Below are 11,746 nucleotides of genomic sequence, written 5' to 3'. Positions count from 1 at the left end.
CGCCTGATCGGTAGCATCGTGGCGGAGAATGTGTATTACGCTTGCTGCCCACGGCTATGCCGAATTGGGGCGCTGTCCTTGTCGTACGAAGTCGACTGGCCGCAGATCCTGGGATGGCTTGGGAAGAGCCAGACCGTATGGATCAAGAAGCTTTCCCGCAACGACTGCTCCTGGGCCGATGACCGGGACAAGCATCAGGCTGGCTTCTATGTACCCCACGACATCCGTGCCGCCGGATTTTTTCCTGCACTCTCCAACGTCAATGCCGACAAGTCGCACATCTTCGAAGCCCTTATTCAGACCGTCTGGCCAGAAACCGGTGAGCTGAAGCTCTCCCGCGTCGTCCACTACTCGAACAAGGGACCTGAAACGCATCTCACGCGCCTGCCCCGGGAACAGTTCGCCGGCCTTACTCCGGCATCTATCCTGGTCATGGGTTCATTTGAAGGCGCCGACGGCCCAGCCTGGTGGGCCCTTGTGGTCGACTCCGCATCAGAGACAGCCAGCGTCCTCGAGACCTTCTTCGATCTCGACAGCAACTTCCACAGCATTCTCGTCAATCCGGCAGATTTCATCAGTCGGGCCCGCGACGAGAATGAAATGCTCATTGAAGAACTGACCGAAGCGCTCAAGTGCGGGACGCTTGCTTCGTTCATTGCATCGGCCGCCCTGCCCGCCACGGAAACACTGGCTTTGATGGCCCAGGAGGAGTTCCTCAGGGGGCGGTCTGGTTCGCTGAACCCTTTTGAACTCGACGCGCCGGGCAACGCGGTCATGGAAATCAGTCGCGACATCGAGTATCGGCTGTATCGGCGTGCAGAGATGCGTCATCGCGCGGCCGAGGTACTGCGGATCCTCACCAGTCAAGGCGGAAGCACCGATATTGCCACCTCAGTTGTGCGCGGCTTCAGTGATCTGAATGCAACTTTCCTCAGTGCCAGCCAGCACCGCAAGTCAAGGGCAGGGATGTCCTTCGAGCACCACATTCGCCGGATGCTTGAAGACGGCGGCGTCCGCTACCAGGCCCAAGCCGTGACTGGGGGGCGGCGGCCGGATTTCGTCATGCCCGACGGAGCAGCACTGGGGCCCAAGGCGAAGGAGCACGGCATTTCACTGGTGCTGTCTGCCAAGACCACGCTGCGGGAGCGCTGGAAGCAGATCACGCTGGAGCGATTCGCCAGCCCCATCTTTCTGGCCACCGTTGACGATCGGATTTCCGACGATGCGATCATCGACATGTCGGCACATTCGATATGCCTAGTCGTTCCCGAATCGCTGAAAGAAAGCGACTACGACAAGCACGGCAACGTGATCACGTTCGCGCAGTTTTTCCGGGACCAGGTGCGAGACCGGCGTCCTGCCCTCATTCGCGCTCCTGTGTTTCACCTGACCTGAGCTCTCGCGAACACCTGCTCAGACGGAAAGGCTGCCGACTTGGTCCGCCAGTGCCTGTTGCAGTCCGTATTGCTCGGCACCGTGGTGTAGCTCGCGATGGCAGCTCGGGCATAGCGCGGCGGCATTGTCCAAGGTGTCATCACCCTCGTCAGCCAGCCTTTGGATGTGGTGAACCTCCAAGTACACCCTACCGTCTGTTCGCTTGAACAGGGCACGTGTGCACCCGGGCATTTCGCATCTGCCATCAGCCCGCGCCAGCGCGCCCATAACCACTAAGGGGTCACGAACAAAGTCGTTGCTGGTGACCGTCTTCCTTGCGGGCTTTCCTTTTGCCTGCTTCGCCCTGGCAATCAGCGCCCGCCGGCTGGCAGGCGTCGCCCTGCTTGCCACGGCATCTGCTACGTCCAGGACGGTGACATCCGATGATGGCACTTTCGCTGCGTAGACCTGGGACCCGATGTTTCCCAAGACGACGGCGTCACCCTTCTCCAACCAGGCGCTGATGATCTCAGTGCCAAGCCGTGCTTCGGGCGGGCGCCCCGCCCCTTCGCGCATAGCGTGGTAGTAGCTCGCCCTGACGGACGGCCTGGGATCGAACAGCAATGTGACATTGAACTGGGTTCCCGGGCGATGCGGCGAAGGTCTGAGCCCGGCCGCCTCAATGACAGCGAGCTGCGGTTTATTGAGAACATAGGCGGACCTCTTGATGTCAGTCGCCGAGACCCGCTTGACACCGAAGTTCTCAAAGATTTCGCTCCATGCGAGTGGCATTGCGCACTGAGTCCGGGTCGACCGAGGTTCATAAGGCTATTGGTGATTGCACCGGACCTCAACAGGCTGCGACCGGTCCGGATTCTCAGCGCATGCGACGCGAGCCCGGACAATTGAACGCAGACCGGTCTCGGTGGATCGCTGGGTCAAATGAGTGATAGATTGTCACTAAATCAGGGCGAACAAAGACATGACCCCACAAGAAGAAGAGCTCGTACTTCTCCGGCGAGTACTGGAAAGCTACGACCAGAAATACATCGCGGCCTACCTGGCCTCCGTGAGCCCGGGCGCGCCGTGTCGGGAAACCCTCAACCGCTGGCTCAATGGAAAAGCTTCAACGAGCCTTAGCCATGTCGAGTACAAGGCGCTGGAGGCTCTGCTGCCAAAGCCCGCCAGCACAAAGTCGCACGAGTTCGATTTCATCGATCTGTTTGCTGGCATCGGCGGACTCAGGCGAGGTTTCGAGGCAATAGGCGGGCGCTGCGTGCTCACCAGCGAGTGGAACAAGGAGGCCGTGCGCACCTACAAGGCCAACTACCACTGCGATCCGGAACATCACACTTTTAACGGTGATATTCGTGAGATCACCTTGTCAGACCGCGATGATGTATCCGAGGCAAAGGCCTACCGGCACATTGATGAAGTGGTGCCTGATCACGATGTACTCCTGGCCGGCTTTCCCTGCCAGCCGTTCTCGATCGCCGGAGTTTCCAAGAAAAATGCATTGGGCCGCGCTCACGGCTTTGAGTGCAAGACGCAAGGGACGCTGTTCTTTGACGTCGCCCGGATACTGGCGGCGAAGCGTCCTGCCGCATTTCTCCTTGAGAACGTCAAGAATCTGAAGAGTCATGACAAGGGTCGCACGTTCAAGGTCATCGTCGAGACCCTTAGTGAGCTCGGCTATTGGGTTTCCGACCTCGTACATGACGCAGAGAAGGATCCTAAGGTCATCGACGGGAGGAACTTCGTCCCGCAGCATCGCGAGCGCATCGTGCTGGTGGGGTTTCGGAAGGACCTTAATGTCCATGAGGGCTTCACGCTCAGGGATGTTGCAAAGCACTTCCCGAAGGACAAGCCCGCGCTGGGCGACATTCTCGACAAGAAGGTCGATGACAAGTACATCCTCACTCACAAGCTGTGGGAGTACCTGTTCAACTACTCGATCAAGCACAAGGCCAAAGGAAACGGGTTCGGCTACGGCCTGGTCTCCAGAGACAGCGTGACCCGGACACTGTCCGCCCGCTACTACAAGGACGGCTCAGAGATTCTCGTGGATCGTGGCTTTGATCATTGCAAGCCGCTCGAAGACCCAAAGAATCTGAAGAATCGCCCACGTCGCCTGACGCCCCGGGAGTGCTCCCGTCTTATGGGTTATGACGCACCGGGCGAATCGGAATTCCGAATTCCGGTGTCGGATACTCAAGCCTACAAGCAGTTCGGAAACTCAGTCGTCGTTCCGGTGTTCTCCGCGGTCGCAAAGCTGATGAAGCCACGAATCCTCGTGGCGAAGAAATCTGAAAAGACCACCACCACAAGGAAGGCAGTCAAACGCAGGCGTGTCTGACGTCCATGCCCCCGAAGCACGCGCGCGGAACATGCGCGCGATACGCGCACGTGACACAAAGCCGGAGCTGGCGGTCCGGAAGATCCTGCACCGCCTTGGCTTCCGGTTCCGGCTCCATGTCAGGGCGTTGCCCGGCACGCCGGACATCGTATTTCCAAAGCACAAGGCGGTGATCCTCGTACATGGGTGTTTCTGGCACGGTCACCGCTGCCATATGTTCAAAGTCCCCGGCACACGGACCGACTTCTGGCTGTCGAAGATTTCGGCCAACCAGAAGCGGGACCGAGCGGCTCTCTTGGCATTGGCGGCTGCAGGATGGCGCGTTCTTACAATCTGGGAGTGTGCGCTGAAGGGGCCAACGAGACTCACGCCCGAGGACTTGGCACAGCTATCCGCATCATGGTTGCTCTCGGATGCTCCCACTTGCGAACTTGGCCCCGACGGCTTGCGTGAAGAATACGGGTCGAGTGACCCAGCGTCCGAGGTGCAGTGAACATGGACCGGGCACGCAGCTCACGGTTCTCGACAGGGAACGGGTCAAATCCAGCTGACCGCATTCAATGACGTCAAGTTCCGGCGGTGCGCGCAGACCGACTAGATCACACCAGACTCCCGGGCCTTCGCAATGATGCTGGCCGCATGCAAGGCCTGCTTCTCTGATATCGCCTTGCGTCCTTGGGCTGCATAACTGGCAAGCGTCGTCACGAGACCTAGCTTCCATTGCTCCAGTTCGCCGGTTTCCCTGCCCCAGGCTGCGATTTTGAGCCAGTCATCCGCGGATATCTCCAGAGTTCTCGCGATGTTGCTCTGGTGCTCAGAACTCAATGGTGCAACCGTACGCCCCTTCCTTGGTCGGACCGCGCCGCCGTCGGCGTCGCCGCTAACGGCCACTAGCTCCGAATCGACACTGGTCGGAATGGTCCACTCAAAAGCCCGGAGCCTGTCCCAGAATGCGGACTTCTTGAAGCTTTCAGCCTCTTCGTAAGAAAGAGTTGAGGCCACTTCCTTCATCTTCTCAAGTACGACCGGAGCCCACTCTGTGACAAGACTAGTGAGTGCCGGGGAGATTTGCTGGGTTTGCCAGATCCGATCAAGATCGATACGGCGCGCCGAAGCGTTGGTGATCAGAGACAGCGTGTAGATCGCAACATTGATCCGATACTTCGTGATCTCCTGTATCGAGCGGACAATTGCGTGTACTTCGCGGAACAGGATTGCCTTCGCAATGTGCCGACGGTAGATCTCGGTCGAGATGTCGAAATCGGCCGCTCGCGACGCTGGATCGACAAAGGACGACATGAAGTGGGTGAAGCACTTCTGAGCGCCAAGACTGACTATATGTGGCATTGCCCGCCAAGCAACCTCGCTCCGGGCGAGCTCTTCCTTTGTCAGGCGCTGGCTAGTCGGATGGCGGCTGTCGAAATCCCTCATCCGCGCGGCCGTCGTGCCCTCGCGACTCCTAGCCGTTTGGTAGCCTCCCCGGGTCCTCTCATAGAACCATTTCGATGCCAGCCCAGGGGTCCACTCCCTACGTGAAACTCGTTCGAAAGCTACGTGGAAGGGATGGCTCGCACTCAGGTCAACTTCGCTGACCTTGTTCTGGCTGTTCGAGAAGCGCGAGATCAGCGGCACTACTTCGAAGAACCTGTCGCGATCCACTTGGATGACCTTGGCCTGCACGAACACATCATCGAGCGATGCTCCTAACGACTTCGCTCTGTGTAGCGAGGCCGTGGTCTGCCCGCCATTCACAATCTGCAACCCCTTGATAGATCGGATAACATCTTGGCCAGCACCAGTGCGGCCGTATACGATCTCTTCGGCTACGATCGTCACGCCGTTGTTGTACGCGACAAAGTCGCCTGGTCTTTCGCGGATTGTCTCCAAGATGCCTTTGTTCACCTTACCTCTAGCCTGCAGGTACGACCGTACATTGAGCTCAAGCAAGCGTGCCCCGTGCTCGTCGTAAAGATCCGCGAGAACCTTGCCGGGCAGAAGCGAAACGCAGGTGTGGTGGCCGCGCTCGTCTGCGTTCATGCGAGTACAGACCAGACCTTGTTCAAGGTGCCTAGTGAGGTCAACTTCAAGGGCTTCGGCAACGACACCGCCTTCCCGAAGCCGGCGAATGCGCTCGATGTCCCAGATGTCGTATGACGCTTCAACGCCGCGGATCTTTTCCTTGAATGTTGCTTCCTTGCGCTGACTCTGCCGTGCATTCGTTACAAGTATTATGCGAATGCGGTCTATGCTCTGACGTCGGGCGTGAATTGCTTCAGCCATGGAGCGCCGTTCGTCTGCCACATCAATCTCATCAAATAGACCATCCCAAGCGCGGGCAAGATAGCGGTCCACACGCCGGAAAGCGCGTTCTATGTCAGCAGATGTCAGGGAGTCGGGCCGTTCGGAAACGTTACGGTACTCGGCGACGACTACGTCGAGCCTTGAGTCCTCCTCGGGAAACCCGTAGCCATTCACCTTGAATGACGTATTCCCCTGCCCCCACTCGTGATGGCAGATGGTGGGAGACTCGAGAACGCCCGCCTGCTCCAGATCGTCGGCGACGATGCGGACAAAAGCATCTTCGCGGAAGCTGGCACGAAGACCGCCCGCCGGATTCGCCTCGGTGGTGACGTCAGCTTCAAGCTCGCCATAGAACGTCTGAAGATCTCTGCCGCTCAAGCTTGTTCTCCAAATCTGGCTGCGGATAGGACGGATGCGACATCGACTCTATGCGCCACACAGGCACCAAGCTGAACCGAGTACGAGAGATCGACGACGCCGGCCGGGATATCACCAATCCTGATACATGGGAAGGAATCATCAACAACGAAAGCCATCTCTCGAATCACGCTGAAGCCCCAATCGGCCCAAGGCGCGACATCTGGATTTGCTAGCCCTCTTGAAAGCAGGGTTTCAAGGAACGAGCCAGACAGCTCGCCCCCGAGCACCGCGCAGATCCGATCACGCAGAACGGACATAGTGATCCCCGCGCTCGGCCTGAATTCACAGTGGATGCACACAAGATGCAGCGCCTCAAGCGCAGAGCCGTCCAACTGCATCGCATTGCTGACGTGAACCTCCGTCATTTGTGCTGCAACTGACGTCTTGACCTCGACGGCACGAAGACCAAACGAGAAGTCTTGAGGCGCTCCGACTGGACCCAGCCAAGCGCGTAGAGCATCCGGTGACGGCGTTCCTGCCGCAATCATCGAAGCCATTGCATGCAGCTCTCCCCAAAGCCCGACATAAGACTCGCGGGAGATTCCATCGTCACCCTGCGCCTCGAAGAAGCGCTTCCAGGCACCGATCCGCTTGCAGAACAGAGCAGATGCGAGGGCGACATCGGAAGAAGCCCTGCTGACTGCAATCAGATCGGCGCATAGGATCGCGAAAATGGCCTTTCCGGCGCCTGGCCGCTCCTGGAGATGAAGAATGGCCTCGCTCTGTTGGGCAATGTGCTCCACGACAAGTTCGAAGCCCCGGCCCATCACGTACGCAAGATGACTACATGCCGACGCCACGACTTGGACGGAGAACCGTCGTAGTCCATCCGGCCGGACTAATGAGGCGTAGCAGGCCAACGTACCGCTGTCTGCGATCCTGCGCTGATAGGTCCCCGGAAGTTCACCCGATTCCAGATCGATCGCGCTCCAAACGGCATTGAGCTGTTCATGCGTCGCCATCATCGTCCTCACGACCGTACACCTTGTTGACCCGATAAGTGATTTCCTTTGCGGTGTCGCTTGCCGGGAAACTTATCGCCAATCCCATGACGACTCCCCTCTCCGGCTGGGGAGATCCCAGTTCAGCAGAATTCAGAGGGTAAAGGAGTAGCAGGCCATTATTCTTGCCACGAACCGCACGAATCTCGCGACCACCCGCGTTGTCGGGTGGTTGCTTGCCGTCGCGTTCCTTCTCCGGCTTTCTGAACCACCTCTCACGCGTACTTGCCAACGCGTCGTCAAGTTGCACGGTGCCAATTCCAGTCCTCTCATCGCTGGGACTGACGAGACGACGAATGGTGTATCGATCCCTTTGCTGCCTCACAGGAAATGGCTGCCGCCTGATAAGTCCCACTGCCTTTCCGCAAACTGCACTCGACTTCGCGTCCGACAGTCCAGACGAACACAGTTTTACTGTCCAGTCCGTCAGTTCACCAATCGCAACCTGGGCCTCGATGTAGCGTGCCAAGATGGCCGCATCGGCCCTTCGCGCATCCTTATGTGTCCGGTAACCCGAGCTCTTGAGGAGCTGGAGCACCTCGCCCGAGGTCACATCGTTCCAGATATATCCGCCCGCCTTCGTGCCCGAGGCTCGCGTACAAAGACCGTCCAGCCATGCCTCTGTGGTCTCTCGATTCCGATCCAACCAATCCGGATTACGGTCAAAGATGATGGTTTCCGCCACATCGCCTGAGAAGCTGAGCTTCATGGTCGTTCCGTTTGCCATCTTCACCGCGGAGGTCACAAGCAACACCGGATGCGCTCGCACCTTCAGTCCATACTCGGTTGGCGTACCGTTGTTAGCCACCATCTTCTCGAACTCGACGCGTAACTCCTCGCTCGCCATCGCGATATGGCCGAACCATTCAATGAGTTCACTTGGAATGTACAGCCTGCAGACATCCACGTAGCCATCGCGGTAGCCAAACCAACGGCCCATCTGCATGAGTGTGTCGTACATCTTTGACGATCGCAGGAAGTAACTGACGCTCAGTCCCTCCAGAGTGAGTCCGCGAGACAGTTTGTCACCGCCAATAGCGATGACGTTCAGCCCTTCCTTATGCTCCTCATAGTCGAGAATGTCGGCGGCTTCACCATTGATGATCTTCACCCGCACGCTCTTTGCCAACTGGGGAAGCGCCGCCTGCACTTCGTCCCAGCTTGGAAGATCAGGAACGTCCGACCCCAGAATCCTGGCGCAGCCAAGATTGGTCTCGATAAAACTACCTTCACTCAGTTCCCAGAGCCCCCTCATCTCGTCAACAATGGAAGGAGTACGGCTCCCGTCTCCGTAAACGAGGCGACGAACAGTATCCTTGAGTTCGGTCTCAACCTGAACTGCCACCCTCTTCTGCACGTCCGTGAATCTGGTGACGTGGATGAGCATAGAGTTGTGAGCAGGAGCCAGCGCTCGGACAGAACGTACGGTCGCAGCGAGTAGGAATGAGAGGATTGCTTCGCGCAGCGACGGGGGAACTCTCGATTCGCCGTCATACAGCGGAATATGCGCTGTTTTTGCATGCTGACGTGGCGGCATCCAGCCTTCGGTTTCTTCATCGTCGTCTGTGTCTGCATGATCCGAGACAGTACGCACCAGGGGAAGTGCCTCTACTCCCACGAGCCCCACCTCAGGGTCATTATCCAAGCCAAAGACTTTTGCCGGCCCCACATAGTTGTCTGGATGCGGAATGTTGACGATGAAACTTCGCGGGAAGAGATCATCCCCGTGGTCAGGAGTGCTTCCCTTGTCATGGATGAAGATGTTGGCGAATGGCGTCGCGGTATATCCGACGTATGCAACGCGCTCGAACAGTCTCAGGATCTGGCGAATTTGCCGATTGATGGTCTTAGGATTGTGCTCGGGATCAGGTTGACCGTACTCGTCAAACTTCTGACGTCCTGTGTCCACTGACGCCTGGTCGGCTTCGTCGTCGACCACCAGCACCGGAACCCCGGGCACAAATTTGCGACCTGTCTCCGGATCGTGAGCAACCGCCGCAGTGGTGATCCACGAAATGATGTTCTTGAGAACGCTTGAGTTCTTTTTGACCACGAACAACAGTGGCAGACCGCCAGGACTGATCCCAAACTGGGCTGCAACGGCGGCGTTGAAGTCGCCTCCTTGAAAGCGGCTAGTCCCGGTATTCGCCCTGACGGAGGGATCCAGCAGTCCCACACCCGTCGGCACAAAGCTCTGCGCCCCGGAACCCCGTGGCTGGCTCTTCCTCCCCAGAAAGCCTTCGTCCAAGCGAATCTGGGTCTGACATCGCAGGCTCTCATGCATGCCAGTCAGCACAATGATCACCTTATAGCCCGCGTCCGCGGCCTTTGCGATCAGCCCAGTGTAATTAGCGGTCTTCCCGGACTGTACGTGACCCACAACGAGACCGCGCCGGTCCCACATTCCGGGACGTTCCGGATCCTCTAGGCGAGACAGAACGTCTGACGTCACTCGGTCAACGCCCAAGTCAAACGACATTGCCGGCATCTTTGGCGAGATGTGGAGTTTGTATCTATCCCAGAACTTCCAGGAGATCTCCGGTCGTTTCTGGTCCAGCCAGTCTTCATGGCCATCGTCGCCGTCGAGAATCAGCGCCGGGGGCATGTAGACGGTGAAGCGCTCTTCAAGGACGCGCTGGAGCTCGGCCCTATCGACACCCTCAAAGGCCTTCATTCCGCACACCTGATCGACCACCTCCGCAATCCTCTCGGAGGAAACTACCCCGCCGCCGCCAAGCATGAGCTGGCACATTCCAATAACATTGCTCGAACAGCTATTCACCTTCCAGCTCCTTGATCAGCTTTGGAAAATCCATGAAGGGCTCGATGTTCCTCAACGCGGAGATGGCCAACTGGGGCGAAAGCCCACTCTGCTCCAAGTGATCGCGGATACAGCGAAGGTCTGACCTGATCACATCCAAGCTGACGTCGTCGTAGGCTGAGCTGGTCGTCTCCTGAACCGCATCCAGCCAGATCTGCTGAATCGGGATCGTCTGCTCGAGCAATCGAAAGAGCCTGTCGAACTCCACCGATTGCCCCGCTGACGAGATCGCCGACGCGACAAGCGGATGACTGCGATTGATGACGTATCGTGACTTCGACCCGTTGCTCAGCACGTGCCACGGTCTGACAACTTCTTCCTTCGGTACTGCCCGCTTTCCGTATCGCCCGCGATGCACAAATACAGACCGGGCTCGTTCGCGTACTGTCTCGGCTAGGTGTGTGAGCCGAGGCCGGACGATTGCCGGAGGCCGCGCTGTTGATTTCTTTACGTCCAAGTGCCAGTCAGCATCGGTCGTATTTCCGATCTCTATCGAGATTCTCGCGAGCCTGAACTCTTCTCGGATGGTCCAGCGCGTCGGCGATCCAAGGCCGAGCCAGTCTCCGCACAGGAGCAGTCGGCCGTTGCGATAGACGTAAAAGCCCTGCTGAGCGTTCCACCCATTTGGACCGCCGGACCGCTCAAACTCCTCGTTGGTCAATTTATCTTTGTGGGGCAGCACGAACCCTTGGAAGAGGATCTCGGTCCCGCGATACTCGATTGACTCGATCGGGGTCGCGATGACCTGAAGCGCGTTGTCCAGGTAGGGGTTCCATGAACGCACGGCGGAACCATTCACTGAGATTCTCAGTGTTTTGGCCTCAATGAACTTGTGGTACGTCAGGCCCAAGTGCTGTTCGACCTCCTCAATCTGCGCATGAAATCGGGTCTGCCCGACGGGGTCCTGCGCGCCCGTACCCTCATTCACTACTCGGTCCAACTTTCCCCAGACCACGGCCGTCCCGCTTTCGAGCCCGGAAATAACATCGGCATACGGCTTGGCCGACTGCGTTATCACCTTCAGCAACCGCCACTCATTCCGGTCTGCGACGTAATCAAGATCCCACGTCCGGACAGCCAGGTTTCCGCCCTTTCTTTTGGAGATGACGCAGAGCTGCCTACACTGTGAGAAAGACGCGGTCTTCAGACCCAAGCCGAAACGACCCAAGTCAGAAGCGTCGCGAACTTCGAGCGGGTTGCGTGAAGCAGGCCGCATCGCCTCCCTGAGTTCGGTCTCGGACATCCCGTCGCCGTCATCGATGATCGCGATGCAGGACTGATCGCCATCCCAGACGAAATCGAGCCGAATTACCCGGGCATGTGCTGCGATTGAGTTGTCGGCGATGTCGGCGACAGCGGTGGGGAGGGAATAGCCGACAGACCTGAGTGATTGCAGAAGAGAAGCGCCAGGCGGGACATTGTCGTAGTCCGCCTGATCGTCTGAGTTGAAGTCCACGATAGTCACGATCCCTC

At 58.1% G+C, this 11,746-nt stretch carries 8 protein-coding genes; 3 read left to right on the top strand and 5 right to left on the bottom strand.

Annotation, left to right across the window (positions count from 1 at the left end):
• Window positions 1-78 precede the first annotated feature (78 nt).
• Complete coding sequence (locus HIV01_RS15740; RefSeq protein WP_200609037.1) at window positions 79-1,395, top strand: type II restriction endonuclease; 1,317 nt, start codon at window positions 79-81, stop codon at window positions 1,393-1,395.
• 18 nt (window positions 1,396-1,413) lie between these two features.
• On the opposite strand, the gene HIV01_RS15735 is transcribed toward HIV01_RS15740, so the two are convergent.
• On the bottom strand, window positions 1,414-2,166 hold the full coding sequence (locus tag HIV01_RS15735; RefSeq protein WP_200609038.1) for an HNH endonuclease: 753 nt from the start codon (window positions 2,164-2,166) through the stop codon (window positions 1,414-1,416).
• 190 nt (window positions 2,167-2,356) lie between these two features.
• Here HIV01_RS15735 and dcm point away from each other — a divergent pair, with 190 nt between their 5' ends.
• Together dcm and HIV01_RS15725 are read left to right on the top strand one after the other, a co-directional pair.
• Window positions 2,357-3,730, top strand: coding sequence for a DNA (cytosine-5-)-methyltransferase (gene dcm, locus HIV01_RS15730; RefSeq protein ID WP_200609040.1), 1,374 nt, complete (start codon window positions 2,357-2,359; stop codon window positions 3,728-3,730).
• A 31-nt stretch (window positions 3,731-3,761) separates the two neighbouring features.
• Window positions 3,762-4,223, top strand: a complete 462-nt coding sequence (locus tag HIV01_RS15725; protein ID WP_245156833.1) for a very short patch repair endonuclease — start codon at window positions 3,762-3,764, stop codon at window positions 4,221-4,223.
• Between the two features lie 101 nt (window positions 4,224-4,324).
• Here HIV01_RS15725 and HIV01_RS15720 read toward each other — a convergent pair whose 3' ends face one another.
• From HIV01_RS15720 to HIV01_RS15705, 4 genes are read right to left on the bottom strand one after another with little or no spacing between them, the layout of a single operon-like run.
• Window positions 4,325-6,409: an AIPR family protein gene (locus HIV01_RS15720; protein ID WP_200609044.1), complete on the bottom strand. Its 2,085-nt coding sequence runs from the start codon at window positions 6,407-6,409 to the stop codon at window positions 4,325-4,327.
• Window positions 6,406-7,416: a PD-(D/E)XK motif protein gene (locus HIV01_RS15715; RefSeq protein WP_245157013.1), complete on the bottom strand. Its 1,011-nt coding sequence runs from the start codon at window positions 7,414-7,416 to the stop codon at window positions 6,406-6,408. The genes HIV01_RS15720 and HIV01_RS15715 overlap by 4 nt, the downstream gene beginning before the upstream one ends.
• Window positions 7,400-10,234, bottom strand: a complete 2,835-nt coding sequence (locus HIV01_RS15710) for a Z1 domain-containing protein (RefSeq protein ID WP_200609048.1) — start codon at window positions 10,232-10,234, stop codon at window positions 7,400-7,402. Before HIV01_RS15710 ends, HIV01_RS15715 begins: the two co-directional genes overlap by 17 nt.
• Window positions 10,227-11,738, bottom strand: a complete 1,512-nt coding sequence (locus tag HIV01_RS15705) for an ATP-binding protein (protein ID WP_200609050.1) — start codon at window positions 11,736-11,738, stop codon at window positions 10,227-10,229. The genes HIV01_RS15710 and HIV01_RS15705 overlap by 8 nt, the downstream gene beginning before the upstream one ends.
• Between the last annotated feature and the right edge of the window lie 8 nt (window positions 11,739-11,746).

This window comes from Lysobacter arenosi (assembly GCF_016613475.2).
Classification (GTDB): domain Bacteria; phylum Pseudomonadota; class Gammaproteobacteria; order Xanthomonadales; family Xanthomonadaceae; genus Lysobacter_J; species Lysobacter_J arenosi.
The sequence above is the reverse complement of the archived record's forward strand: the minus strand, read 5'-3'. Positions and strand labels throughout refer to the sequence as shown.

Bases quoted from the DNA above. Each gene is read 5' to 3' on its own strand.
- dcm (WP_200609040.1), top strand. From the start codon at position 2,357: ATGACCCCACAAGAAGAAGAGCTCGTACTTCTCCGGCGAGTACTGGAA.
- HIV01_RS15725 (WP_245156833.1), top strand. From the start codon at position 3,762: ATGCGCGCGATACGCGCACGTGACACAAAGCCGGAGCTGGCGGTCCGG.
- HIV01_RS15715 (WP_245157013.1), bottom strand. From the start codon at position 7,416: ATGATGGCGACGCATGAACAGCTCAATGCCGTTTGGAGCGCGATCGAT.
- HIV01_RS15735 (WP_200609038.1), bottom strand. From the start codon at position 2,166: ATGCCACTCGCATGGAGCGAAATCTTTGAGAACTTCGGTGTCAAGCGG.